The organism is Pseudoalteromonas sp. ATL1 (assembly GCF_058933015.1).
The window spans coordinates 439,081-465,253 of record NZ_JBZYXL010000001.1 but is presented as its reverse complement, the minus strand read 5'-3'; the positions used below and the strand labels follow the sequence as shown (position 1 = coordinate 465,253).

At 44.9% G+C, this 26,173-nt stretch carries 18 protein-coding genes; 10 read left to right on the top strand and 8 right to left on the bottom strand.

All coding sequences use genetic code 11. The features are described from left to right. The first annotated feature begins 19 nt into the window (after window positions 1–19). The 4 genes from hemC to add all read left to right on the top strand — a co-directional run bounded on the left by hemC (window position 20) and on the right by add (window position 4,995). Window positions 20–958, top strand: coding sequence for a hydroxymethylbilane synthase (hemC, locus tag AC5FX4_RS02120; RefSeq protein ID WP_493604882.1), 939 nt, complete (start codon window positions 20–22; stop codon window positions 956–958). Next, window positions 955–2,754 (top strand): uroporphyrinogen-III C-methyltransferase, encoded by a 1,800-nt coding sequence (locus tag AC5FX4_RS02115; protein WP_493604881.1) that lies wholly within the window; start codon window positions 955–957, stop codon window positions 2,752–2,754. The genes hemC and AC5FX4_RS02115 overlap by 4 nt, the downstream gene beginning before the upstream one ends. Then, a complete protein-coding gene (locus tag AC5FX4_RS02110) occupies window positions 2,751–3,860 on the top strand; it encodes a heme biosynthesis HemY N-terminal domain-containing protein (RefSeq protein ID WP_493604880.1) in 1,110 nt (369 codons plus the stop codon). Before AC5FX4_RS02115 ends, AC5FX4_RS02110 begins: the two co-directional genes overlap by 4 nt. 139 nt (window positions 3,861–3,999) lie before the next feature. After that, window positions 4,000–4,995 (top strand): adenosine deaminase, encoded by a 996-nt coding sequence (gene add / locus AC5FX4_RS02105; RefSeq protein WP_493604879.1) that lies wholly within the window; start codon window positions 4,000–4,002, stop codon window positions 4,993–4,995. Window positions 4,996–5,052: 57 nt separating this feature from the next. Here the strand turns inward: add and fre are convergent, their stop codons facing one another. Together fre and ubiD are read right to left on the bottom strand one after the other, a co-directional pair. Further along, the gene (gene fre, locus AC5FX4_RS02100; RefSeq protein ID WP_493604878.1) at window positions 5,053–5,766 is read right to left on the bottom strand and encodes an NAD(P)H-flavin reductase; all 714 of its coding nucleotides are present in this window, start codon (window positions 5,764–5,766) and stop codon (window positions 5,053–5,055) included. Window positions 5,767–5,842: 76 nt separating this feature from the next. Beyond that, window positions 5,843–7,318 carry a 4-hydroxy-3-polyprenylbenzoate decarboxylase gene (gene ubiD / locus AC5FX4_RS02095; protein ID WP_493604877.1) on the bottom strand — a complete coding sequence of 492 codons (1,476 nt, stop codon included), beginning with the start codon at window positions 7,316–7,318 and terminating at the stop codon, window positions 5,843–5,845. A gap of 217 nt (window positions 7,319–7,535) precedes the next feature. On the opposite strand from ubiD, the gene AC5FX4_RS02090 reads away from it, so the two are divergent. Beyond that, entirely contained in the window at window positions 7,536–10,121 is a 2,586-nt protein-coding gene (locus AC5FX4_RS02090; RefSeq protein ID WP_493604876.1) for a sensor domain-containing protein, read from the top strand. Here AC5FX4_RS02090 and AC5FX4_RS02085 read toward each other — a convergent pair. From AC5FX4_RS02085 to AC5FX4_RS02075, 3 genes are all read right to left on the bottom strand, one after another. Next, window positions 10,089–10,922 carry a tetratricopeptide repeat protein gene (locus AC5FX4_RS02085; protein WP_493604875.1) on the bottom strand — a complete coding sequence of 278 codons (834 nt, stop codon included), beginning with the start codon at window positions 10,920–10,922 and terminating at the stop codon, window positions 10,089–10,091. The two genes, AC5FX4_RS02090 and AC5FX4_RS02085, sit on opposite strands and share 33 nt — an antisense overlap. Before the next feature lie 80 nt (window positions 10,923–11,002). Next, window positions 11,003–12,334 (bottom strand): sensor histidine kinase, encoded by a 1,332-nt coding sequence (locus tag AC5FX4_RS02080; RefSeq protein WP_493604874.1) that lies wholly within the window; start codon window positions 12,332–12,334, stop codon window positions 11,003–11,005. Beyond that, window positions 12,331–13,749 carry a sigma-54-dependent transcriptional regulator gene (locus AC5FX4_RS02075; RefSeq protein WP_493604873.1) on the bottom strand — a complete coding sequence of 473 codons (1,419 nt, stop codon included), beginning with the start codon at window positions 13,747–13,749 and terminating at the stop codon, window positions 12,331–12,333. Before AC5FX4_RS02075 ends, AC5FX4_RS02080 begins: the two co-directional genes overlap by 4 nt. Before the next feature lie 237 nt (window positions 13,750–13,986). On the opposite strand from AC5FX4_RS02075, the gene AC5FX4_RS02070 reads away from it, so the two are divergent. From AC5FX4_RS02070 to AC5FX4_RS02060, 3 genes are all read left to right on the top strand, one after another. Next, window positions 13,987–15,243 carry an efflux RND transporter periplasmic adaptor subunit gene (locus AC5FX4_RS02070; protein ID WP_493604872.1) on the top strand — a complete coding sequence of 419 codons (1,257 nt, stop codon included), beginning with the start codon at window positions 13,987–13,989 and terminating at the stop codon, window positions 15,241–15,243. 71 nt (window positions 15,244–15,314) lie between these two features. Next, window positions 15,315–16,016: an ABC transporter ATP-binding protein gene (locus AC5FX4_RS02065; RefSeq protein ID WP_493604871.1), complete on the top strand. Its 702-nt coding sequence runs from the start codon at window positions 15,315–15,317 to the stop codon at window positions 16,014–16,016. A gap of 1 nt (window position 16,017) precedes the next feature. Beyond that, a complete protein-coding gene (locus AC5FX4_RS02060) occupies window positions 16,018–18,417 on the top strand; it encodes an ABC transporter permease (protein WP_493604870.1) in 2,400 nt (799 codons plus the stop codon). Between the two features lie 71 nt (window positions 18,418–18,488). Here the strand turns inward: AC5FX4_RS02060 and AC5FX4_RS02055 are convergent, their stop codons facing one another. Beyond that, on the bottom strand, window positions 18,489–19,877 hold the full coding sequence (locus AC5FX4_RS02055; RefSeq protein ID WP_493604869.1) for a M20/M25/M40 family metallo-hydrolase: 1,389 nt from the start codon (window positions 19,875–19,877) through the stop codon (window positions 18,489–18,491). A gap of 155 nt (window positions 19,878–20,032) precedes the next feature. Here AC5FX4_RS02055 and dbpA point away from each other — a divergent pair, with 155 nt between their 5' ends. Further along, window positions 20,033–21,418, top strand: a complete 1,386-nt coding sequence (gene dbpA / locus AC5FX4_RS02050) for an ATP-dependent RNA helicase DbpA (protein WP_493604868.1) — start codon at window positions 20,033–20,035, stop codon at window positions 21,416–21,418. Here dbpA and AC5FX4_RS02045 read toward each other — a convergent pair. Beyond that, a complete protein-coding gene (locus tag AC5FX4_RS02045; RefSeq protein WP_493604867.1) occupies window positions 21,411–21,995 on the bottom strand; it encodes a DNA-J related domain-containing protein in 585 nt (194 codons plus the stop codon). The genes dbpA and AC5FX4_RS02045 overlap by 8 nt on opposite strands. A 68-nt stretch (window positions 21,996–22,063) precedes the next feature. Between AC5FX4_RS02045 and AC5FX4_RS02040 the strand changes: the two genes are divergently transcribed. After that, complete coding sequence (locus tag AC5FX4_RS02040) at window positions 22,064–24,895, top strand: ATP-binding protein (protein ID WP_493604866.1); 2,832 nt, start codon at window positions 22,064–22,066, stop codon at window positions 24,893–24,895. Here AC5FX4_RS02040 and AC5FX4_RS02035 read toward each other — a convergent pair. Further along, the gene (locus AC5FX4_RS02035) at window positions 24,872–26,128 is read right to left on the bottom strand and encodes a methyl-accepting chemotaxis protein (protein ID WP_493604865.1); all 1,257 of its coding nucleotides are present in this window, start codon (window positions 26,126–26,128) and stop codon (window positions 24,872–24,874) included. The two genes, AC5FX4_RS02040 and AC5FX4_RS02035, sit on opposite strands and share 24 nt — an antisense overlap. Window positions 26,129–26,173: the final 45 nt, after the last annotated feature.

Sequence of the window (26,173 nt, the reverse complement as noted above, 5' to 3'; positions counted from 1 at the left end):
GGGCCATTAAAGGTTTATCATGACACAACAACATACCTTGCGAATTGCGACAAGAAAAAGTGCATTGGCACTATGGCAAGCGGAGTTTGTTAAAGCGCAACTATTGCACTTTCATCCAGAACTAAACGTTGAACTGGTTCCAATGTCGACGCAAGGGGACATTATACTCGACACGCCATTGGCAAAAATTGGTGGTAAAGGCTTGTTTGTTAAAGAGCTAGAGCAAGCAATGCTCGATGGTCGTGCTGATATCGCGGTACATTCAATGAAAGATGTGCCGGTTGAGTTTCCTGAAGGGTTAGAGCTTTACACCATTTGTGAACGTGAAGACCCAAGGGATGCATTTGTGTCAAACCAGTACAAGCAACTGGATGAGCTACCCCAAGGTGCCGTTGTGGGCACTTCAAGCCTACGCCGTCAGTGCCAAATTCGTGCTCTGCGCCCAGATTTGGATATTCGAGATTTACGCGGCAATGTGAATACTCGTTTAGCCAAGCTAGATAATGGTGATTATGATGCCATTATCCTCGCTGCTGCTGGATTACTGCGTTTAGAAATGTCAGAGCGCATCGCAAGTTACATTGAACCAGAGCAATCATTGCCGGCCAATGGTCAAGGTGCCGTAGGGATTGAGTGTCGCAGTGATGATGCACAAACCAAAACCTATTTAGCTCCGCTTGAGCATGCCGTTACACGCACCCGTGTATTGGCAGAGCGTGCCATGAACCGTCGTTTGGAAGGGGGATGTCAGGTACCAATTGGCGCTTATGCTGAGGTGGAAGGTGAGCAAGTGACTTTACGTGGTTTAGTGGGAGCCGTTGATGGCAGCGAAATTTTACGCGCAGAGGTCTCTGGTCCAAGTGTGGATGCCGAGCAATTAGGTTTAGAGTTGGCTGAAAAGTTATTGGCGCAAGGCGCGGATAAAATTTTGGCTGAGGTTTATAAAGACGCAAAATGATGCGAATTGCCGTCACTCGACCAGAAGGAAAGGGTCAACAGTTAATTGAACTATTGACCCAAGCTGGTGTTGCCAGTGTACACACCCCAGTGTTGCGCATCGAAGCCTGCGCGCTTTCGGCGCATGAACTGGCACCTATTGCAGAGGCCGATATCTTGGTGTTTATTTCCCAAGATGCCGTTAAACATCTCGCTACACAGCTTGATAAACTGCCCCAAACCGCGCAAGTGTTCGCGGTGGGGGAACAAACCGCGAAGGTCTTACACTCTCAATTTGGCGTTACAGCGCTCAGTCCCAAACAGCAAGATTCAGAAGGCTTACTTGCCTTACCTCAATTGCAAAAAATAGACGATAAACAGGTTGTTATTGTTAAAGGGCGGGGGGGTCGTGCGTTGTTGGCAAACACCTTTAAGCAGCGTGGTGCCATCGTCAATCTCTGTGCTGTGTATGAACGCTTGGGTGAAAAAACATACTCTGATGGCTGGTTAGACCACTGGCGTGCTCAGCAAATAGACGGTATAGTCGTGACCAGCAATGCGGGTATTGATGCCATTTTTAATGCTCAGAACAAAGAAAAACTAGACTGGCTTAAAGCAAAACAATTTTATTTGGTCAGTGAACGCAGCGCAGATTATGTACAGACCACGTATGACGTGGATAGGCAACATATTACGATTGCCGAGGGGCCAGGGGATCTGGCGATATTCAATTCCATCGTGCCAAACCAAGATCAGCAAGGTAGCCATATGAGTGAGCAAAATATGCAATCGCAAGATGTAGCAGCACCCGCATCAAGCGAAAAACCGGTTTTTAAGCAAAAAGTCAGTAAACTAGCTATCCTCGCCTTGTTGGTGGCATTAGCAGGCGGTGCAGCAACCGCGGGCTTAATTATTCACGGTCAACAGATCAGCGATAAAACCTATGCGGCATTGGCCGAGTTAAAAGCGCATAATGCGCAGTTGCAAAAACAGCTAACTCAGTCACAGCAGCAGGTGGTGGCTATGCAAGCCGCTGACAGCAAACTGATGCAGGAGATTGAAGCGCGTTTAGCGGCACAATCTCAAGCGGTAGAAGGGCAGATTGAAAGTGCCCTTTCTCAAGCCAAACAGCAGGTAAGTGGTGCTTTAAGCAGTGAAGCGCAGTATTTACAGCGCATGGCAGAGTTTAAAGCCCATGCTGAGCGGGATTTTGAAGGTGCAATTGCGGTGTTACAACGCTTGTATCAGGTAGTGCAAAATGAGTCGAACAATACCCAGCTGCTAAGCGCAATCGCGACGGACATTGCCACTTTACAAGCGCAGCCTAAACCGGCTTTAGAAGCAACTTATTTGCAATTAAATGGTATGTTGAACCAAGCAGGCAGCTTAGCATTACAAGTTTTTAAATTACCAGAACCGAAAACAAAACCAGAGCATGCTTTATCCAACGAGTTAGGTGATTGGCGTAGTAATATTCAGCACTCATGGCAGCAATTTAAAGCAACATTTTTGACGATTAAGTCGCGAGAAATGCCTGTGGTAGATCCATTGTTGGATGGACAACATCAGCAATTGTTGCGTGCGCAGTTACGTAGCTATTTGTCGCAAGCGCAAACAGCCTTAATGGATAAGCAAGCGAGTATTTTCTTTACGGCGCTTGATGGTGCTTCGCAAACACTTGAACAGCATTTTGATCAAAAAGATGCTGCCGTACAGGCAATGCAAGCCCAATTAGAAGTGCTACAACAAATGTCGTTGCAGTTTCATAGCAAGGTAGAGTTAGTGTCTGGAGGGGCGTTGAAGGAGTGGTTGCAATGATAAAATTGCTTTTAGTCATTGTTGTTATAGCAGTTGCCTTGGCGGCGGGTCACTTGCTAATCGATGAAGCGGGCTATGTGCTGATCGCATTCAACGAGACCACTATAGAAGGTACGCTGTTTTCATTTGCGACTTTATTTGTCCTAGCGTTTGCCGTATTACTCGTCATTAAATTTGTATTTGGTTGGGCATGGAGAGCGTATCGCTCTACCACTGGGCACTTTAGTAATAAACGTCGAGCTAAATCTCAGCAAGCGTTTAATCAGGCGGTATGGGGATTACTGAATGACGATACGCAATCGATTAAATTAGCGTTTTCAAAAGTAGATGCCCCTGAGTCTTGGCAAGACCAACAACATGCAATGTTGGCAAAAGCCGCGTTGCTAGACAACGATCAAACGCAGGCTTTGACTCACTTACAAATGATGTCTGATGAGGCGCAAGGGCAAGTGCCCAAGTTATGGCTTAACGCCAATCAGTCAGAACAAGCATTGGCCTTGCTGGCACTGCCGATGGAGCAAAAGAAACCCAGTGCTGCGGCGATTAGCAGTTACTTAGAGGGCTTACTACAAGAACAAAAGCTTGATGAAGTGATGGAAACACTGAAAAGCAAATACAAACATATGGACTTAGCGCATGGGCAATGGCAGAGCTTTTTTAAACGTTTCTTCAGCGCCGCTGGCTCTAACGCCTCTAATTTCTTTTCAGCTTTACCAAAAGCGATACAAAGCCATGCGCAAACAGCCTACCTGAAGGCGATGGCCTCACAAGGTTTGATGGTCGATATTCATGATGTACTAGTGAAGTTTGCAAAAAAAGGACAGTACCACCAACTTGCGCAAGTATTAGCACATGCTAAAGGAAAAGATGTAAAGCTGATGCAGGTTATTCAAGCACAATTGAAAAAGCAACCTGAGCATAGCGAACTACTGGTTTGTTTAGCGTGTATGGCCAATGCCGAGGGCGACTTTGAGTTAGCTGCGAAAATATTTGCCAGTTTACCGGAGGCCGATTGGCAAAGCATTTGGATAGAGCCTGCTTTATATGCTTTTGAACAAACAGGCCAATATCAGCGGGCCTACCAGCTTGCTCGTCACTCTTGGTAAACACCTTATTAAGCCAGCACATTGCTGGCTTTTTTATACTTGCATAAATAGGGTACTGGGTTAAAAATGGACATGTGTTCTTGATCTTGTTTTAAAGGCGCGTATGATCCCAAAAATTTTATCTGCAGCCGAGTGACCTATGATCAATAAAACCCTCCCTTTGCTTGATTTACACCGCCACCTTGATGGAAACGTTCGAGCCAACACGATTTTAGAACTTGGCCAGCAGTTCAATTTACCGCTGCCAGCACAAGACTTAGAAGGCTTGAGGGAGCATGTGCAGGTGATCGACAGTGCGCCTGACTTGATGGCGTTCCTCTCTAAGCTTGATTGGGGGGTGAAAGTACTGGGTGATTATGATGCGTGTCGTCGTATTGCGATGGAAAATGTGGCCGACGCGATCGCACAGAACCTAGATTATACCGAGTTAAGATTTAGTCCGTATTATATGGCACAAAGCCATAACCTGCATCCACAAGGGGTAACGGAAGCAATCGTAGATGGCATAAAAACCGCAACGCAAGGTAAAGACATCAAAGTGAACTTAATTGGCATTATGTCGCGTACCTTTGGGGTGGAAAAATGCCAATATGAACTCGATGCTTTATTGGCGTGCAAAAATGATTTAGTTGCTGTTGATTTAGCGGGTGATGAAATTGGTTATCCGGGTGAATTATTCGTCGATCATTTTAAGCAAGTGCGTGATGCCTATTTGGGCGTGACCATTCACGCAGGTGAAGCGCGTGGTGCGCAGAGCATGTGGCAAGCCATAAACGAACTGGGTGCAACTCGAATTGGCCATGGTGTAAAAGCCATTGAAGATCCCAAATTGATGGACCATTTACGTGATAATCGTATAGGGATTGAGTCATGCCTAACTAGTAATATCTTAACCAGCACGGTTGCAAGCTTAGAAACGCACCCGCTTAAACAGTTTTTAGCCCATGGTATTTTAGCCACGTTGAATACCGATGATCCGGCGGTGCAGGGAATTGAGCTGGAATATGAATACCAAAAGGCCGCGCCGCAGGCTGGGTTGACGCAAGCTGACATTGAACAAGCACAGCGTAATGCCGTTGAAATCGCGTTTTTAAGCGACAGTGACAAGCAAGCCTTACTGGCCAAATATAGCTGATGTGAATTGCAATAAAAAACGCGCTAATCAGCGCGTTTTTTATTTATATTGATACATTTACTTTATAAATGCAAAGGCATCGGCGTACATGTGCTCGCGTTCAGCACCATGATTGATAAAGTCATCTCGCACGATACCTATCATGTCAAAGCGACCCGCCATGTAGATGCTATACGGCTCAAGTGACACGATGTCTTTCATAACTGCTTTGTGAACATAACCAGTATGGCCTTGCCATGTGTCAGATGGGTTTTCTACCACAGGGATAAATTGGAAATTTTTACGGCTATTTGCCCACGCTTCCATTTCTACTTTAGCATACAGTGCAGATTCGTCTTTAACACCCCAGTAAAACAAAACAGGCTGTGTACAACCGATTTCAGCAAGGTGATCGGCCATAGACTTCACGTATGAAAAACCAGTACCTCCGGCTAATAACAAGATAGGACGAGGGTCATCAGCACGTAGTTGTGAGATCCCAAGACCTACTTCAAGATTAACCTGAGCATTGTTTTGGTGCGCTTCACGTAAGTGCTCAAGCGCTTGCATGGCATAAGAATCGGCACCTGATGCGCCAATATGTAGCTCTAATTCATTTTTTAACGATGGGCGGCTGGCAATTGAAAAAGCGCGTTTGTCTTTTTCACCTAATACCAGTTGTAAGTAATGACCGGCCTCAAACTCCACATCTACTTCTGGCTTGAGCGTCACCTTATGAATAAATTCTGTAAGTGGCGTGATAGCAGCCACTTCAGCTTTAACTAATTGCATAATTTACCTTTCGCACGGCGATTAAATATGTATTTGTATAAAGTATGGGCACTCTATCACAGCACCCAGCGTTATCCTATTGCTGAGTGGGGATCCCTAAGCTATCCCAAATCTCATCAACGCGTTGTTTTGTTGCGTCATCCATAACGATGGGCTCTCCCCATTCTCTGTCTGTTTCACCTGGCCACTTGTTGGTGGCATCTAAGCCCATTTTTGAACCCAAACCCGATACCGGAGAGGCAAAATCCAAGTAGTCGATGGGGGTGTTATCGATGAGCGTGGTATCTCGTGTTGGGTCCATCCGTGTGGTGATGGCCCAGATCACATCATTCCAATCTCGCGCGTTGACGTCGTCGTCACACACAATCACAAATTTAGTGTACATAAATTGTCTTAGGAACGACCAAACCCCCATCATTACGCGCTTAGCGTGTCCCGGGTATTGTTTCTTCATAGTCACCACGGCCATGCGGTATGAGCAGCCTTCCGGCGGTAAATAAAAATCTACAATTTCAGGAAACTGTTTTTGCAGAATAGGTACAAAGACCTCGTTTAATGCCACGCCTAGAATTGCCGGTTCATCCGGTGGACGGCCGGTGTAGGTACTATGATAAATTGGGTTTTCACGATGGGTGATATGGGTGACTGTCATGACTGGAAAGTCATCCACTTCGTTATAGTAACCAGTGTGGTCACCGTATGGGCCTTCTGGGGCCATTTCGCCTGGCATGATATAACCTTCAAGCACAATTTCAGCACTTGCTGGCACTTGTAAGTCATTAGAAATAGACTTGACCACTTCGGTTTTTGCACCGCGCAATAAGCCTGCAAAGGCGTATTCGCTTAAGGTGTCAGGGACAGGCGTTACGGCACCTAAAATGGTGGCCGGATCCGCACCCAACGCCACAGAAACCGGGTAAGGTTCTCCGGGGTTTTCTTTACACCACTCCTGAAAATCAAGCGCGCCGCCACGATGTGATAACCAACGCATAATGATTTTATTTTTACCCAATAGTTGTTGGCGATAAATGCCCAGGTTTTGGCGTTTTTTGTAAGGGCCTTTGGTGATCGTTAATCCCCATGTAATAAGTGGTGCGGCATCACCCGGCCAACAGTGTTGAATGGGGAGTTTGGTTAAATCAACGTCATCGCCACTTTTTACAACCTGCTGGCAAGGGGCTTTTTTCACTTCCTTGGCGGGCATGTTGAGTACTTGTTTGTAGGCGGGCAGCTGACCAAGCGCTTCTTTTATGCCTTTTGGTGGCTCAGGTTCTTTCAAAAATGCGAGTAACTTACCGACTTCACGCAGTGCGTTAACGTCTGATTGGCCCATTCCCATCGCAACGCGTTTTGGGGTACCAAATAAATTGGCCAACACGGGAATATCAAAGCCAACCGGGTTTTCAAACAATAGCGCTGGACCGCCGGCCCGCAGTGTTCTGTCCGCAATCTCTGTCATTTCCAATTTAGTGGAAATAGGCTGACGGATACGAACTAATTCACCCTGCGCTTCCAAGCGGTCAATAAAATCTCGCAAATCTTTATATTTCATTTCGTTACTGAGCATGTGAGTTTGGCGTCAGTATATCAAGCTCATTTTAAAATGGGCAGTGATTCGAGCGCGGCGGGAAGCACCATTAAGTTAGTTATTTGATATTGTGCAATACTTAGTGATTTAGTCTGTTTTCAAAGAGGACGCTTTGCTCTATAGTCGTTGCTACGCCTTTAAATCAGTGGTGGTAGTGGGTTTGCAGATAATAAAAATAATAATGCTATGTATATCAATTATCAGCGGTACATCGTTTGCTTTTTCTAAAGACGATATTGCGTTTGCTGAACATAGCGCTGTGATGATGATCATCAATCCGCAATCTGGAGAAATCATCGCTGCGAACAAGGCTGCGGTGCAGTTTTATGGTTACTCCCATGATGCTTTGCATACTATGCGTATTCAAGATATTAATCAGCTCGATCCCGAACAGGTGGCACAAGAGCGCGCTTTAGCGATGGAAGAGGGGCGCAATTATTTTATTTTTAGGCATAAACTGGCCGACGATTCATTGCGCACAGTGAGCGTGTATTCAACTCCTTTTGTTGATGACGCGGGTGAAACACAGTTACTTTCTGTGATCCATGACATTAGCGCACAACGCACATTGCAAGATTCCCTGTGGTATTACCAAAATAACTTAGAAGAGCAAGTCGCGCTGCAAACCAAAGAAATACAAGCGGTGAATGACATTCGGCAGTTACTGTTGGTGTTGGTGATAGTCACTTTGTTGATTTTTAGTGTTGCCTTGAGTGTGTTATTGGTACGCTTGCGTAACGCAAAACGCCGTACGGAAGCCCAGGGCGCACGCTTAAACGCCATTTTTAATGGCATTGAAGACTTACTGATATTTACCGACGAACACGGCAAGATCCGCTCAGCTAACCAGGGTGTGTCAAAGACATTTGCGGATTTTGCTAAGTTGATGGGAGCACCCATCTCTGCTTTGTTGGGGGATGCGCCTTGCGTCACGCAGTCTAGTTGTCATCATGAGCATATAGCCATTGAGCGTATGGAAATGAGACGCACCTTCAGTGTGACTAAAAACCCTGTGCTTGATGCGAATAAACAACAGCTTGGCTATGTGTATGTGCTACAAGATGTGAGCGAACGTTTAGAGGTTGAAAAACAGCAACGTTTGGCCGCCAAGGTATTTGAAACAACCAGTGAAGGGGTGTTGGTATCAGATAGAGATAACTGCATTCAAATGGTCAATCGTGCATTTACTGAAATCACAGGTTTTAGCATTGATGAAGTGCTTGGTCAGTCGCCTTCCATGTTTAATTCCGGTCACCATAATAACGCATTTTTTGGCACGCTTTATCAGGCATTGAATGAGCGAGGTCACTGGGAAGGTGAAATATGGAATCGACGCAAAAATGGTGAGGTGTATCCGAGTTGGTTACAAGTATCGGCAGTTTTTGACTTGCAAGGTGAGATTGAAATGTATGTTGCCTTGTTCAATGACATTACGTCACGCAAACATCATGAACAACTGATGTGGCAGCAAGCTAACTTTGATACTTTGACCGGCCTAGCAAATCGTCACCACTATCACGAAAAATTTGATGTGGCCCTTGAGAGTGCAAAAGAGCAAGGCACCCGTTTGGCCATTTGTTTTATCGATTTAGACCGATTTAAAGCGGTGAATGATACCTTGGGTCACCATATTGGCGATTTGCTGCTTATTGAAGCCGCACAACGTATCCAAGATTGCACACGCAGTAGTGATACCGTCGCGAGATTGGGCGGCGATGAGTTTGCGATTTTGCTACATGATATTAAGCAGATCAGTGATGTTGAGAAAATTGCCAATAAGATTTTACACCAGTTAAGCAGCCAGTTTGTGCTAGAAGGGCATGAAGCATTTGTTTCTGGCAGCATGGGGATCACCTTTTACCCTGATGATGGCAATAGCCGAAAGGTGCTGCTGCGAAATGCGGATAGTGCTATGTACAAAGCCAAAGAGCATGGTCGTAACTGCTTTCAATTTTATACTTCAGCAATGCATGAAAATGCCAAAGCACGCAGTCAGCTAGAAGGCGCGCTGCACAAGGCCTTAATCAATAAAGAGCTATCACTTGCCTACCAGCCACTGCATGATAAAGCTGGACAGGTAGTGGGCGCGGAAGCCTTGCTGCGTTGGCACAGTGAATCTTTGGGGTTGGTGCCACCTTCTGAGTTTATTCCTGTCAGTGAGGAGCTTGGTCTCATTTTGGCGATGGGGGAATGGGTGTTGTATCAGGCTTGTTCACAGGCAAAAAGTTGGTGCGATAGGCTGGAAGCGCCGTTTTTCATCAGTGTGAATGTGTCTAGCACGCAGTTTAAACGCCAAGATATTTCGGCCTTGGTGGGGGCGGTGTTACGCGAAACAGGCCTTGCCAGCCAATGTTTAACCATAGAGATCACGGAAAATGTGCTCGCCGATAACTCCGATCATATTTTAAGGCAGTTACGCGCGCTCCGAGACATGGGGGTGGAATTGGCCATAGATGATTTTGGTACGGGTTATTCATCTTTGAGTTACTTAAAACGCTTCCCGCTGTCCAAGCTTAAGATAGACAAAGAGTTTATTAAAGACTTGCCTGAAGATGCGGAAGACAGGGCGATGGTGAGTGCGATTATTTCCATGGCGACTAATTTGCACCTGAGTGTTGTTGCCGAGGGTGTTGAAACACAAGCACAATTAGCCCTGCTCAAAGAACTAGATTGCGACTACACCCAAGGCTATTTACATAGCAAGCCAGTTAATGCCGATGCATTTGAGCAGTATTTAGTGGCTGCGCATGGGGCTGACTTCACATAGCTGAATGTGTATTTGGCACAATTGCTGTAGTGCAAGTTGTGCTTTGGGGTTTTGCTGTTGTGCTGATTGCTCTAACCAATGGATAGCTTGTGGTAAGTCTTGTTCGCCACCTTGGCCATTTTCCAACATGCCCGCTAAGTTATATTGACCCCAGCTATCGCCTTGTTGTGCCGCTAATAAAAACTGCGCCCGAGCGGCTGGCAAATCACCTTGTCTAAAAAGTGCAATAGCGTCGTTGTTGTGTGGGTTCAGTGCTACCTTGGCATGAATATTTGAATTGATGGCACTGGGTATAGCGCGTCTTTTGACGATTCCACCGAGTACATAAATATCATTTGGACGGTATACATCCACAATTGCTTGTTGCGCAAAGTGATCGGCGAGTTCGCTTCGTTGTAACTTTAAGGTTTGCGTTCTGAAATAGCTGTCTAACATCAGTGAATCGAGTTTGATAGCACGCTCGGCACCACGCAGTTTTCGGTAAGTAAAGCTGCCTTGTAGTAACTCAACGTGCTCTTCGCTTACGCTCAATACTTGTACTACACGGTATTGTGCTTGGTATTTTCGTTGTGCTTGAAAATGGCCCATGTTTAATATCCACACATCGTGCTGAAGTGGTGCATTGAGTATGGCTTGTTGTTGCTTGTGGGTTTGATATTGTTGCTGAGCAATGTACACCACGCATAGTAAGATGCTGGCAATGATAGTTTGGGTTTTAAACTTGATCAGCACTGTTTCTATGAAATGATGTATTAAAAACATGAAGCGCATCAGTGGTGACATATTATCGGCTTGTGGCATGTTCAAAACTCCTTGTATAGACAACTTAAGTTATAGTTATATTTGGTCCTTGACGGAGGGCCGATAGGTCGCATCATATCTCAGCCAAAAATGCAGCGAAAACAAGCGCCTGTCGCACGCTTTACATACACCAGATCACCACCATGGTTAATCATTATTTGTCGGCTTAAGCTTAGGCCGATACCCGAACCATGTTGTTTGGTGGTGAAAAAAGGAACGAATATCATATCAATAACATGATCGGGAATACTAGGTCCAGTGTTGGCTATTTCTATAAATACCTGCTGTGTCTCGTTTTGTCCCAAAGTGAGGGTGATCATGGGGGAGGTAAGCGCGTTGTCGTGGGGTAATGACTTGACCGCTTCAATGGCATTTTTCAGCAAGTTAATGAGCACCTGCTCAACCTGGCCCTTATCAATCAAGGCGCTCTGAGCGGTTTTGATATGCAACTCGAATTGAATTTGAGCAAGATTAAATTGACTTTGATGTAATGTAACCGTTTGTTTAAGCACGACGGCCAGATCGTTTAACTCTAAACTAGGCTGAGGCAACGCGCTGACTTGTCTAAAGCGATTTATAAACTCACCTAAATGCTTGGTACGAGAGGCAAGAGTATTGAGTGCCAAACGAAGATCATCTTTATCTTCTTCGTCGTTAAACGTGAGTGAATCGGGCAACAAGCTCGTGCAAGTGTTGGCAATCGAGGCCAGTGGTGTAATTGAATTAGCCACTTCATGTGTCAGTACTCGAGTAAGGCGTTTATAAGCTTGTTGTTCTTTGCTCAGTAATGCCTCGTGGATAGATTGTAGCGTTACAATACGCGTCAACTGCCCTTGGATCTGAGCGACACTCACTTGTATAGACAAGGTGTCTTGTTGTTCTCCTCGCTGCCATTGCGCGCAACTTCTCACATGTGTGTCGGTTGCAAGTATCAAGGCACCAATATGCTCAATGTCAGAGAGGTGACGTACAGGTGCCCCCAGTAATTTTGCAACGGCTGGATTAGATTCAATGACTTTACCTTGGGCATCACACACCAATACAGCCAGATCGATATGCACTAATAACGTTTGTAAAAACTGAGCTTGTTGCTGTGCGTTATAACGTGCGCTTTGCACTTGTGCTTTTACGCGTTCGATTTGTTGTCGCAATGGGTGTTCATGACTCAGGCCAAGTGTGCTATCACCGTTTGCTAATGCATTGATGACCGAGCTGAGTTGTTTTTGTTGTTGTTTGAATAAGTTAAATATGGCACGGATGATTGCGGCCAATATCAAGGACAGTAGTAACCAAAAAGCGCTAAAACTTGCTTGTATATACAAATAAAAAATCGTAAAAATACAGATGATTAAGCAACTTAGTAAGGCACTTAATTTAACCGCTGGCGCACTTATTTTTTGTGTAAATGTCATAGACCATACTTCTCTAAGCGACGATACATCGCACCACGTGTTAAACCCAACGCTTTAGCTGCATGGCTGACGTTGCCTTGGTAATGAGTGAGTGCTGCGCGCACCGCCCGTTGCTCTATGATTTCAAGGTCAAACGTATCGAAATCGCCGCTTACATGATTGCTAGATACTAGCGAAATTGTGTCATGGGCGTTGGAATTCTGCTTCCCCACAACCGTGCCAATATCCAAAATTGATCCATCACTTAAAATGACCGCTCGTTCAATGGCATGAGCGAGTTCTCTCACGTTACCAGGCCATGGATAGTGACACAGTGCTTGCATATCTTGGGGGCGAATAGTCAGTGTGCGTTTATATTTTTGGCAAAAATGCTTGAGGTAATAGTCCGTTAGCAAGGGAATATCTTCTACTCTGTCTCGCAGTGCGGGAAGGCGTATTTCCACCGTATTTATTCTAAACAACAAATCTTGGCGAAACCGCCCTTCGTTGACGGCGTCGTGTAAATTGTCGTTAGTGGCACAGATCAAACGAATATCGACATGGATTGGTTTTGTGCCGCCGACTGGGGTTATTTGGCGGTTTTGCAAAGCGGCCAACAGTGACGTCTGGTGGTTTAGCGGTAAGTTAGCTAGTTCATCTAAAAATAAACTGCCACCATTGGCCAGCTCAAAACGTCCCATTTTGTCCGCTTTGGCGTCGGTAAAAGCCCCTTTTTTATGACCAAATAGCTCGCTCTCAAACAAGGTGTTGGTCATTGCGCCCATGTCTAAACTGATCAGTGGGCAGTCCCTTCTTAAGCTAGCTTGGTGGATGGCGTGTGCAGCGAGTTCTTTGCCTGTGCCGCTTTCTCCAGTGATCAAGATATTGGCATCGGTTTGTGCTGCTTTTTGGATGGTTGCAAATACTGCCTGCATTGCCGGGCTTTGACCTAAAAAGTCGAATGATGGCCCTGTAGAGGATTGTTTGAGCGCTTGATTGAGACCTTGAGTTTGTCGAGTGAGTTGACTGACTTGCTGCTTGTCTTTGGCGTGTGCAAACGCAGCCGTGATCGCGCCGAGTAATTGGCCATTTTGCCAAGGTTTGGCAATGAAATCGGCTGCACCCGCTTTGATGGCTTCCACCGCTAATTGAATATCGCTATATGCCGTCATAAGTAACACAACGATGCTGGCGTCTTGCGCGAGGATTTTTTTAAGCCAGTAAAAGCCTTCTTGGCCGCTAATGGCATCAAGGCTAAAGTTCATATCAAGTAGGATCACATCGATGCTGTTAGCCTTGATAATCTCTTCAATATCAAAGGGGTTATCTGTGGTTTTGACCGTTTGGTAGTACTGCTTAAGCAGTAGTTTGGCGGCGATTAAAATATCTGGATTGTCATCAACGACTAAAATTGCACCCTGCTGTTTTGTGGCCACACTTTATCCCTTTTTTCTTTTAGCTTAACGCACTTTGTTGTTTGGCGTCTATTGCGTGAATGTCCATTAATGGGCACTTTGAGTGTTGAGAAGTGTTCTATTAGCGGACACCTCGGTTTACAGATGTTTTATAACTTATTGAAAGTGGGTGTTTTTTAAGTTTGGCACGAGAGTTGATATTCCTTTCCTATCAATCGTATTACAACGGTTAGCTAATCATGACTGGGAGTGGTGAATATGGATAAAAAAATAGCCAAATCAAATAAATTTAGGCAGTTAAAAACGGTGGCTATCGTCGCTGTTGCGCTGGGAGCAACCGCGTTGGCATATGGCTTTAGTCAAAGCCAATCTCAAGGTCGCACACAGAACTTAGATAAAACGAGTGTGACCATCAGTACGGTGCATCAAGGTACATTTGTGGACGCACTGCGACTGCGAGGACAAATTGTGCCCAAAACAACCATTTATCTTGATACCATCGCTGGTGGGCAAGTTGAGGAACGCTTGGTTGAGCAAGGGGAGTATGTGGAAAAAGGGCAACCTCTCGTACGCTTGAGTAATACTAGTTTGCAACTGGATGTAATGAGCCGTGAAGCACAAGTGACAGAACAACTTAACTTCTTGCGCAATACCCAAATGAACATGGAAACGAACCGCTTGAATCTGCGCCGAGATTTACTGGAAATAGAATTGCAGATCAAACATCTAGAACGTCGTTTCAAACAGTCTAGCGCACTGGTTGCTAAAAACATGATGGCACAAGATACGCTCACCGAAATCGAAAACGACTTAGCGTATTACAAAGCGAGAAAAGAACTGACTGTTGAGCGTCAGGCGCAAGAAGGTAGTATTCGCAAAGTACAAATTGCACAGCTGGAAGACAGCGCGGCAATGTTACAAAAAAACCTCCAGTTTGCGCGCAGTAATTTAGACAACCTACTCGTAAAAGCGCCGGTCTCAGGCTATTTAAGTGAGCTTGATGTGGAGATGGGCGAGTCGAAGGCTCGGGGAGCCAGATTAGGCCAGATTGATATTCCTGATGAATACAAATTAGTGGTGCGTTTAGATGAGTTTTATCTTAACCAAATACAGCTTGAGATGCCTGTGAAGCTAGAGCTGGCGGGTACATCCTACCATGCATCAGTCAGTAAGGTCGACAGTCGGGTATCACAGTCACAGTTTCGCATTGAGGTCGACTTACCGAATGAGGTGAGTGATATAAAGCGTGGTCAAAGTGTTGATATTGAGCTGATGTTGGGTGGTGATAAAGCGCAGGCTTTGCTTCTAGAGCGTGGTGCATTTTTTAGTAGCAGTGGTGGTAATTGGGTGTATGTGTTGAGCCAAGACGGACAAAGTGCGCTGCGTAAAGACATTACATTGGGTAAGAAAAACCAAAGCTATTTTGAGGTCGTTAATGGCTTACAAACAGGTGATCGCGTGATCACGTCAAGCTACGCCAGTTTTGATAAAGCACAGAGAGTGAGTTTCAACTAGTTAACCTCAGCTGAGGTTATTCAATACTGGTAATAGCCGATTTAAAAACAAGAATTAAAAGGAAGAACAAGATGATCAACTTAACCGATTTATGCCGCGTATTTCGTACCACAGATGTTGAAACCACAGCACTTAATCACATCAACTTGAAAGTCAATGAAGGTGAATTTCTCGCCATTATGGGACCATCTGGCTGCGGTAAGTCGACCTTATTGTCGATTTTGGGGATGTTGGACTCACCCACATCCGGTGGCTACGAATTTGCGGGTACCGATATTGCTGGTTATAGCGAAAAGCAGCTTGCTCAGCTAAGAAAGTCATCCATCGGGTTTGTATTCCAAAGCTTCAATTTAATTGACGAGTTAACTGTGTATGAAAATGTGGAGTTGCCCCTACAGTACCTCAATATTTCTAAATCTGAACGCAAGCTGCGAGTAGACAGCATGCTTAAGCGGGTTGCCATTGACCATAGAGCGGACCATCTCCCGCAGCAATTGTCAGGGGGTCAGCAACAACGGGTAGCCGTTGCGCGTGCTCTGGTGATCAGTCCAAAGCTGATCCTTGCGGATGAACCAACGGGTAACTTGGATTCAAAAAATGGCGATGAAGTGATGGCCATGCTCAGAGAGTTAAATCGCGAGGGCACAACGGTGATCATGGTGACGCACTCGGAAAAAGAAGGTGCTTATGCTGATCGTCTCGTGCGCTTACTAGATGGAAAAGTGCTGATCGATAAAGCGAATTTAGTTCAGCACATGAGCGGGGTAGCCTAGTATGTTTGGGAGTTATTTGGTCACCGCGTTGCGCGCCTTTAAAACGCAAAAGCAGCATTTTATTTTAAATTTACTGGGGCTCAGTGTTGGGCTGGCGGCAGCCGTGTTGGTAGCACTATTTGCAAAAAATGAATTGTCATACGATAGCCAGCATCCAGATGCTGAAAATATTTACCGTATTGCGCAAGATTACAGAAAAATAGGGCTTTCAGTTATTCCTATTTTTAATTATGCAAGGGGACTACAGGCGCTAGAGCTGAATCAAGTCGATGATATATTTGCTCTCACCATGATTTCGCATGACCCAAATTCTGAGATAGCCACTGATGTACAGCATCGTGGCCAAGGTTATAAATTAGAGGGGCTTTATGGTGCGTCGGCGAATATTCAAGATTTTATGTCAATCACGACACTGTACGGTGATTTAGCACAAGCGTTAAGTACGCCAGGAGGCATTGCACTGAATCAGTCTGAAGCGCAACGTATTTTCGGTAAATTGAGCGTGGTAGGCGAAACCTTAAACCATGCCAATGGTAACTATACTGTTTATGCCGTGTTTGCTGATTTACCCGATAATACGCATTTCGCTTTTAAAAGTTTGGCTTATCTAAAACAAGATTTGAATAACTTTGACATGCAGAATCACTATGTTTATCTCAAATTAGTGGATGGTGCGGATGTCAGTGTGATTGAGCAACATTTAACCGAGCGTAATTACACAGGTGAATTTAAAGGGTTGCTTCGAGTTGAGTTACATCCGCTACTCGACTTGCACTTAAATGCAAAATCTGCGTTTGAAATGAAGGCGGGTGGTACCAAGCAAGCGGTGAATATATGCATTGGCTTAAGCGTGTTATTAGTATTGGTCGCGGCATTTAACTTTATAAATATGTCGGTGGCGCAATCGAGCAAGCGTGCAAAAGAGGTGGGGGTGCGTAAGGCGCTAGGGGCGAGTAAACGCCAGTTAGTGACTCAATTCTTGTCTGAATCGGTGATGGTCTCTCTACTAGCGATGCTAATTGCCAGCTGTATTGTTGAATTGGCATTGCCCAGTTTTAATATGTTGGTTGACCGTGAACTAACGATCAATTACGCCTCGTCATATAGCGTGATACTCGTTGCCGTCGCGCTCATTGTCGGGTTGGTATCGGGTCTATATCCAGCTTTATTCATCTCCGCGTTTAGCGCTAAAAGAGTACTCAGTGGTGACTTACAGCGCGGTAGTACAGCTATTTTTGTACGTAAGAGCTTACTTACGCTGCAGGCTTCACTTTCTATCGCATTGATCATTGCATCAGTGACGTTACAGCAACAATTAGCGCATTTACAAAGCTTGCCACTGGGCTATGACAAAACCCATAAGTTGATGGTCTCGCAGCTTCCCATTGATTTGGTGCTGAGCAAACAACCGAGTGCTTTAGTGAATAAGTTGCAGGCAATTGACGGCGTAAGAGGCGTAACGGTGGTGGATACCAAGCTCACTTCATCCATTAACGCCTCGGTTAAGCCGACTTGGCCAAATGGTGAAACAAGCGAAGGGGTCGTGCCGTTCGTTGGCACAGGATTTGGTGTTGTTAAAGGACTCGGGTTACAGCTATTGGCCGGTCGTGATTTTAGTGAAACCTATGCGGCTGATTGGGTATCGCGTGAACAGGGTTTAGTGCACATGGGCGCCATCGTGACTGAATCGGTGGTACGCCAAGCTGGCTTTGAAAATAACGCACAGATCATCGGTAAGATTATTACTGATCAAGGCCGCGGAATGCGCATGAAGGTTGTAGGTGTTGTGGCAGATGTGAAAATAGGTAATATGAAAGAAGAGTATTCAAACATCTTTTTCCTTTGTGGTATGACATTCATGCCGACGGCTGAGGTGATATTGAAGATTGATCAGCAAAACTTGCCTTACATTAAATCACAGTTGGGCCGTATTCTAGCCGCGGACCATGGGGTATATGAGCCACAAATTGAGCTTTTAACTGAGAGTTTCAGTGCATTGCTCAAAGGTGATCAAAGGGTGTCTGATGTGGTGCTTTTATTCTCTAGTTTGGCCATATTTCTAACCATATTAGGTACATTTGGTTTGGCTTCTTTTTCTGCATTACGTAGACAAAAAGAAGTGGCTGTGCGTAAGGTGTTAGGGGCATCTCGTACCAGTTTGATAAACCTGCTGGCTAAGGAATTTTTATTGCTGGTGGCGCTTAGTGTGATTATTGCCTACCCATTAACCTATTGGTTTTTAGAACAATGGTTGGCTAACTTTAATGACCGAATTATTCAACCTTGGTGGATATACGCGGTTGCTGCTTTGGTTGTGGCCGGGATCACTTGGTTAACGGTAGCGATCTTGGCATATAAAACCGCCAGCACGCGTCCTTCGCTTATTTTACGCTATGAATAATATCTGCACTTCATAAAAACAGCGTATTGAGCAGCAATAGGGTCACCATGTAGTGACCCTATTTATCGTCGTTATTTGCCAGTCATGGTTGTTCTGGCATTCGCGGCCATCATTGCGAAGACTGCATACGCGGCGGTATTTTGCTTGAGTTTCTCAGGTGCAACCTTATCGAGCGTATCGTCGGCAGTATGGTGATAATCGAAATAATCTCTGCCATCTTGATGGAGCGCGAAAATTGGAGCACTGGTTGCGTTACGCAATGGGATAAGATCGGGTCCGCCATGTGCTTCATTCGCACCAATATAAGATATGTCTAAAGGTGCCAGCTCTTTTGCTATTGCTCGCACAACGGGCAATGCATCAGCACTCACGTGAGACTCAAAAGCATAAACAACATCGGCACCAAAGTCAGATTCTGCTGCGGCTACAATGCGATCTAGCTCTGTTGCGTGTTGTTTAAAATACGCCTTTGCGCCCCAAAGCCCTTGCTCTTCCGCGGCAAATAATACCACGCGAATACTGCGTTTAGGACGGGCAATGTCGCTAATATGTTTTACTGCAGCCATGGTAAGTGCTACACCTGCACCATCATCAAGTGCGCCAGTACCAAGATCCCAAGAATCCAAGTGGCCACCAATTAACACATACTGCTCTGGAAACTCAGAGCCTTTTATTTCCCCAATCACGTTGTAGCTTGTACCCTCGCCAAGATCTTCCGTTTGTACGTTGATGTTCACTGAAACGGTTTCTCCTAAGCGTATTAGGCGTGCAATTTGATCTGCATCTGGGTTTGCAATCGCAGTGTTAGGAATTTTGCTGATCCCCTCTTGGTAGCGGCTGTTACCCGTGTGCGCGAAACGGTGATGGCTGGTACTAACCGAGCGCATCATGTAGGCTACCGCTCCTTTTTTAGCTGCTTCTACAGCGCCCGTGCCACGCGCGCGTACTGCTGGACCATAACCGTTACCGTCTATGTGGCGATTCATACGATAATTAACGAAAGCAATTTTTCCTGTCAGGCTTTGTTCCGGAGCGGCAATAAGCTCATCTAACGTTTCAAACATCACGACCTCAGCGGTAATGCCAGATTTTGCAGTGCTCACACTGTTGCCTAGTGCAGTAATGTGTAGCGGTTGTTCGCTCGGCGTCATGATTTTGCCCGATTCATGATAGCGACGCCAATGGGGAAATGTTGCAGGCTCCGCCCACACTTTGTCAAAACCTAACTGTTTGAATTGTTGTTTTGCCCATTCGACCGCCTTTTTATCATTCGCGCTGCCAGGCAAACGTGGCCCAACTTGGGTGGTTAATGACTCCAGTATTTGCCAACTTAAATCACTATTGAGTGCAGTTTCTCTGACTTGTTGAACTTGCTGTAACTGTGTTTGGGTAAATTCTGGGGATTGCGCCATGCTTGATAAAGGCATGAGTGCGCATAACGCTATCAGTAGTTTTTTCATAATGTCCTTGGCTGTCGGAAATTAAAATTGAGCGATAGTGTTGCATTTATTTTTCAGTTGACCAAGTAAATGGGACAAAATCTATACGCTTTTACATACTCGGCGGACGCTAATTCTGCTAAAATGCCGATTAATTTAGTTCTTTGAGATGACACATGAGTACAACGGCTTTTAACTCCTTACCTTTAGCCCAGGAATTTTTAGAAACACTAAACGATTTAGGCTTTAAGAGCATGACACCGATACAGGCACAGAGTTTGCCCGTGGTGTTATCTGGCAAAGACGTGATCGCCCAAGCAAAAACCGGTTCGGGCAAAACCGTTGCTTTTAGCTTAGGGGTTTTATCTCGATTAAATGTTACGCGTTATCGCGTACAAGGTTTGGTGCTGTGTCCAACTCGAGAGTTGGCTGAACAAGTTGCCACTGAAATGCGCAAGCTGGCTCGCGGCATTCATAATATCAAAATTCTGACGCTGTGTGGTGGGGTGCCAATTGGCCCACAGATAGGGTCTCTTGAACATGGTGCGCACATCATTGTTGGCACGCCGGGTCGTATTGAAGATCACCTATTTAAAGGTACTTTGGATTTAACAGAAGTCTCTAGTTTGGTACTCGATGAAGCGGATCAAATGCTAGACATGGGCTTTGCTGATGCGCTAGATAACATTGTGTCGTACCTGCCGGCTCAAAGACAGACTCTGCTATTCAGTGCCACTTATCAAAAGCGCATTGAAGACATCGCAAAACGTGTTATGCGTGATCCCCAAATGGTGAAGGTTGAAGAGCAAACGCTCAACACCAGTATCAAGCAGTTATTTTTTAAACTAGACAATAACAAACTGCGTTTCAATACATTACGTTTGTTACTGCTACAGCATAAACCACAAAGCTGTGTGGTGTTTTGTAATACCAAAGTGGAGACGCAAAAAGTATGCGATGAACTTATCGCAGCTGGATTCAATACGGTTGCCTTGCACGGTGATCTGGAACAGCGTGAACGAGAGCAGACGCTGATCCGCTTTGCAAATAAGAGTGCGTCAATTCTAGTCGCGACTGATGTGGCCGCCCGAGGTCTTGATATCGACGATATGGATATGGTGATCAACTATCATCTTGCACATGATGCACAAACCCATGTTCACCGAGTAGGCCGAACTGGTCGTGGTGGTAAAAAGGGTCTAGCATGCTCAATTTATGGTGAAAGTGAAGCGTTCAAACTGGCTCAGATCGGCGATGTGTATGACCGTGACTTTACACCTTCACCAACACCTTCTTTAAGTCTGCTTGATAAGCCACCTTACAAGCCTGAAATGGTCACTCTGCAAATTGACGGTGGTAAAAAGCAAAAAGTGCGTCCTGGTGACATCGTTGGCGGTCTAACGGGAGAGCAAGGTATCGCTTTTGCACAAATTGGTAAAATTAATGTGCTTGATAACTGCGCTTATGTTGCTGTTGCCCGCGACGCGTCTAAACCCGCATTTAGAAAACTCAGTGAAGGCAAACTTAAAGGCCGTAAATTCAGAGTTCGCAGGGTTAACTAGTCATTTGTAAGTGCGCTTTGAGCAATTCATAGTCTTGTTTGAGTTGCACGAAGCGCACAGCACAGCCGCCTTGCTTATCAGGATGTTGCGCCAGAGCTTGGTGACGCCACTGTTTTTTCAATTGCTGAGCATGATATGGGTAACTTAACTGCCAACGTTGACAGATGTGTTTAATTTGCACTTCTGATATTGGCTTAACAGGTTTCGTTTTTGTGAATGCGTGCCAAAAGCTATCTAACAGTGCTTGTATTTCATCTTCGTTGGTATCGTAGTTTTGCCAATCTAAATAATAGTCACGCAATGGGCTATCAAGAGACAGCATGTTGTTGGCTGTATCTTGTAACTGAATATGCATGGATGACACGGTTAAAAACAGGCCATCTTCGAGTAAGTCACCTTGTAACTGAAACAGTGCATTCATTAACAAAAAGTTACGTTTAAACAAGTTTTTATTCGGGTTGCTATCAAGCTGTGGCAGCTGGCTTTGTCTTTCTAACTTGGTGGCAAGGCTGTGGATTTTATGCTGCTGATTATCAGATATGGCAATGAAAATGGCGTCTAGAAGCGGGTTGAGCATTGTTCCACCAGTTGAGTTAGTGTATCTTCAGCATAGCATTATTTTGTTTTACGTGGCGAGCTACAGGGATGAACAAGAGAATATTCTCTATTGTATTAATATACTTCTTAATTTACATAAATTTAGCACTTTGTGTATCTGCCAGCGAGCCAGCTTCTGACTTATCTGAACAAATATCGCAGTTGGACGACGGAGGAAGTTGGGAACATGTTTCTACAAAAGGGGAAAAGTTACTCGGACACCCTGAACTGACGGCAAAGTTACGTTTTGACTTACTCTCCGCTCTAGCTAACGCCGCTTCTCTTCGAGATGACTTTGTTTCGTCAGAACATTATCTGCAAATCATCAAACACGAAAATGTGGACAGTCCTTTGAGTGATGAATACTTTTTTGCGGCAAAGTTTCTGGCTACCACCACCTTTTATCAAGGCCGAAATGCCGCTGCAATCGGTCAATATTTAGATGTATTGCAGCTCGCTTCACAGCGTAATAAACCATTAGAGCAGGCAAACATACATAACAACTTAGGCCTTGTTTATATAACGACTAACGAGCTTGAAAGTGCGATTTATCACTACAGTGAGGCGCAGAATTTATTTCAAAAATATGGCCGGCAGCAGGATCAAGCCGATATCTTACTCAATATGTCCGGATTGTATATTAAACAATACCGCTATGATATTGCCGAGGAAATGCTCACTTCTGTGCTTAAAATGTTCGCCGACTTAAATGATGAAAATGGCACGGCTATCGCTCACGCATTTATGGGGGAACTATTAAGCAACAAAGGCGAAAATGACAAAGCAAGGCATCACCACCAAACAGCACTTGAATACTATCAATCTAAAAATGATACCGACAGATTAATGGCGCAATATGCCTATTTAGCCAACATTAGTATCGCGCAAGGTAACTTTGAACAAGCACAAAAAGAAGCGAATTTTGCATTTTATTATGCTGAAAAAATTTCCAATTTATCGGGGAAAATGCAGGCGTTACTCCCTTTAGCCAAGGCCTATTTTGTCAAAGGTGATTTAGTGCGCGCAAAACAAATGGTTGATGAATCGCTGTCACTTGCGCAAACACTGGGAGCTGGAGAAGTCGAGCCCGATGAACTGGCAACTTTGGCGTTGATACAAGCGGGGTTGGGCGACTATGAGGAGTCGATAAGAAATTTTAACCGTTTTAAAATCCAGCAATACGAATTCCTGAATGAGAATGTATTGGCGAAAATGGTTGATTACCAAAACCGTATTGAAGCGGCTGAACTAAACCGAGAGATCACTGAGTTAAAGCAAAAGCAGGCATTTCAAGCGTTGCAAATTGATAAAAGAGAGCAAGTGATTTGGCTGAGTGCCATGGTGGTGTTGTCGCTGTTTATTGCGGTAGTGAGCTTGTATTTCAAGCAGGCCGAAAAAAATGCCAAAGTGGAATTGAAGGTAAAAGTCGCGGAGCGCACAGCTGAATTACAACGTGTGGCAGATGAACTTAGAGAAGCAAGCCAAGTAAAGAACCAATTTTTAGCGAATATAAGCCATGAGATCCGCACGCCCCTAACGTCCATCATTGGCCAGGCTGAAGCCATGCTCAATGAACATGGTACTAATCGGGAATTAAAAGATTCATTAGGGGTTATCCAACGCCAAGGTAAACATTTAAAAGAACTGGTTAGTGACGTACTCGATTTAAGTCGCATTGAAGCACAGCGTTTTGATTTGGAATACAGTGACTTTACTTTGCAAACCTTATTAGACGATATCAATGGCATGTTTAATAACGCATGCATGAGTAAAGGGCTTAACTTCAACATACAAGGCGACTTCGCCCCCGCGTTCACGATTAATTTAGACTATATGCGTTTGAAACAAATACTGATTAATTTGCTGGGCAATGCGGTCAAATTTACCGAACGTGGTCGTGTGACTTTGCATATCGATAGTCAGCCTGCTGGGATTGTTTTTAAAGTCATAGACACTGGTATCGGCATGAACCAAGAGCAGCTCGGACGTGTTTTTGAAAGCTTCCAGCAAGGTGATAACAGCATTACGCGTCGATTTGGCGGTTCGGGTCTTGGGCTGTGTTTGTCTCAGCAATTGACGGAGATGATGGGCGGCAGCATTAGCGTCAATAGTGAACTTGACGTGGGCAGTGAGTTCACCGTTTTTGTGCCTTGCTCTCCAAGGCTTGTGGAAAACACGGTGCCGTTAGAAGCAGCCGCACCCGTTGCTTTGGCACATGGCAAAGTGCTCGTTGCTGAAGACCATGATGATAATAGAGCGTTATTTGAACGTATTTTAGGCCGGCTAGGACTAGAAGTCGTGGCTGTGAGTAATGGGGAAGAGGCCGTGGAAAGGTGCCTTGTGGAGTATCCGGATGTGGTACTCATGGATATTCAAATGCCCATTATGGATGGCGTTGAGGCGCTGAATCTACTTCGTCAGTCTGGCTTTGAGCAACCAGTCTATGCGTTGACTGCTAACGTCATGGAGCATGAGATCCAGTCATATTTAGATGCTGGGTTTTATGGGCATTTAGGCAAACCACTGGATACTAAGGTTCTACAAGAAATATTGCATCAGCATTTAGGGAGTGCGACGCAAGCAAAACATCATGCGATTGATATGAGCGATTTAGTAGCTAGCTTTGCATCGTCATTACCGAGTGAGCGTGATGAGCTTATTGACTTGTGGGAACGTAAAGATTGGTTACAAGTACAAAAAGTGTGTCACCGCCTGTCTGGGGCGGCGAGTACCTTTGAGTTTTCTTCATTGGCCAATACGTCACGGCAACTGGAAAGAATGCTCATTAAAAAACAATTTAAACAGGCTGAACACCTGTATCTTATTTTATGCGACGAGCTGAATTATATCAGCCTGTCAGAAGAGCTCGACGCTAGCTGAACCATCTTTACCCTTCTCATCATACTGTTCAAAGTCTGTCTGAATCGGCTTGGGATCTCGCTGCGAAACATCGAGTGGTGGTTGGTCTACTTTGAAAAGCGAAAGTTTTTCGTGAATAGTCAGGGCCAAGTTCAGTAAATCACTGCTGGATACCGCTTGGATTTTCGAACTAGATAGCGCATCAGAATTTAATTCAACCATAGACTCTATGCAATTTTGTGCCTCATCTGATACGAGTTTTTGTTGTTCGACTTGTCCTTGAATACTATGAGACATGTCATTGACTTCAATCATCGCTTTCTCAATTTGGTCCATTTCATTGGTCGATGCCTCTGACAAAGAAACTGTTTGCTCAGTTTTAGTCAGTGCATCCTGCATTAAATTATGTGTGCTATCTGTGCCCGCTTGGATTTTTGCAACCATATCGCGTACTTGTTGCGTTGATTGACTTGTTCTAGCAGCTAGGCTTCTCACTTCATCTGCAACAACTGCAAATCCTCGTCCTTGCTCTCCAGCTCTAGCTGCTTCTATTGCCGCGTTAAGGGCAAGTAAATTAGTTTGCTCAGCAATGGAATTGATCACTTCAATTACTGAACTTATCGCGTCACTGTCGGCTTTTAAACTTTCTATTTGGGTGCTAGTTTGCTCTATATTTTTAACAAGGCCTAATAAACTATCCTGACTGCGGTCGGTGTCCTGTCTTGTTTTCTTGACTGCATGCGTTGCATTTTCGACTGAGTGATATATTTTTTCTAAGTTTTCGTCTAATTCCTTAGAGACGTCCAACATGCGATTAATCGACGTGGCAAGGTCCTGTCCATGATTGTATTGAATTGAGGCTTTTTGCGTCATAGACGCATAGGTATCCCTGAGGTTATCGGCCATGGGGGATAGTCTGGCGGATGACGCGTGAATTTCGCCAATGATGTGCTCTATGGTGGCCAGGCTGGCGTTTAAAGCAAGGCAGGTTGCGGGGGGGCTTTTATCTAACTCATCAAAACGGAAGGTAAGATCTATGTTGTTTTCTTGTACTAATGCATGTAATAACTCATCAAGATAAGGTGCCTTAGCATCACGGCGTTGACAGTAAAGCGCGAGAGCAAGAATGACGATGTTGGAAGCGACCGCGATTACAGAGGTGACCAAGACGCTCAGCGAAAATGAAAAGGCGATTCCTAAAATAATAACCGTGTTAGCGACGCATGCGAGTAAAAAAGGTTGCCAGTGTTTCATTGTATAAAATGATACTTTTGTTGAAGATTAGACCTTCTATGTATA

What these genes read in the sequence shown, in the direction of transcription:
- hemC (WP_493604882.1), top strand. Translation starts at nt 20, where the DNA reads ATGACACAACAACATACCTTGCGAATTGCGACAAGAAAAAGTGCATTG.
- AC5FX4_RS02115 (WP_493604881.1), top strand. Translation starts at nt 955, where the DNA reads ATGATGCGAATTGCCGTCACTCGACCAGAAGGAAAGGGTCAACAGTTA.
- AC5FX4_RS02110 (WP_493604880.1), top strand. Translation starts at nt 2,751, where the DNA reads ATGATAAAATTGCTTTTAGTCATTGTTGTTATAGCAGTTGCCTTGGCG.
- add (WP_493604879.1), top strand. Translation starts at nt 4,000, where the DNA reads ATGATCAATAAAACCCTCCCTTTGCTTGATTTACACCGCCACCTTGAT.
- fre (WP_493604878.1), bottom strand. Translation starts at nt 5,766, where the DNA reads ATGCAATTAGTTAAAGCTGAAGTGGCTGCTATCACGCCACTTACAGAA.
- ubiD (WP_493604877.1), bottom strand. Translation starts at nt 7,318, where the DNA reads ATGAAATATAAAGATTTGCGAGATTTTATTGACCGCTTGGAAGCGCAG.
- AC5FX4_RS02090 (WP_493604876.1), top strand. Translation starts at nt 7,536, where the DNA reads ATGCTATGTATATCAATTATCAGCGGTACATCGTTTGCTTTTTCTAAA.
- AC5FX4_RS02085 (WP_493604875.1), bottom strand. Translation starts at nt 10,922, where the DNA reads ATGCCACAAGCCGATAATATGTCACCACTGATGCGCTTCATGTTTTTA.
- AC5FX4_RS02080 (WP_493604874.1), bottom strand. Translation starts at nt 12,334, where the DNA reads ATGACATTTACACAAAAAATAAGTGCGCCAGCGGTTAAATTAAGTGCC.
- AC5FX4_RS02070 (WP_493604872.1), top strand. Translation starts at nt 13,987, where the DNA reads ATGGATAAAAAAATAGCCAAATCAAATAAATTTAGGCAGTTAAAAACG.
- AC5FX4_RS02065 (WP_493604871.1), top strand. Translation starts at nt 15,315, where the DNA reads ATGATCAACTTAACCGATTTATGCCGCGTATTTCGTACCACAGATGTT.
- AC5FX4_RS02060 (WP_493604870.1), top strand. Translation starts at nt 16,018, where the DNA reads ATGTTTGGGAGTTATTTGGTCACCGCGTTGCGCGCCTTTAAAACGCAA.
- AC5FX4_RS02055 (WP_493604869.1), bottom strand. Translation starts at nt 19,877, where the DNA reads ATGAAAAAACTACTGATAGCGTTATGCGCACTCATGCCTTTATCAAGC.
- dbpA (WP_493604868.1), top strand. Translation starts at nt 20,033, where the DNA reads ATGAGTACAACGGCTTTTAACTCCTTACCTTTAGCCCAGGAATTTTTA.
- AC5FX4_RS02045 (WP_493604867.1), bottom strand. Translation starts at nt 21,995, where the DNA reads ATGCTCAACCCGCTTCTAGACGCCATTTTCATTGCCATATCTGATAAT.
- AC5FX4_RS02040 (WP_493604866.1), top strand. Translation starts at nt 22,064, where the DNA reads ATGAACAAGAGAATATTCTCTATTGTATTAATATACTTCTTAATTTAC.
- AC5FX4_RS02035 (WP_493604865.1), bottom strand. Translation starts at nt 26,128, where the DNA reads ATGAAACACTGGCAACCTTTTTTACTCGCATGCGTCGCTAACACGGTT.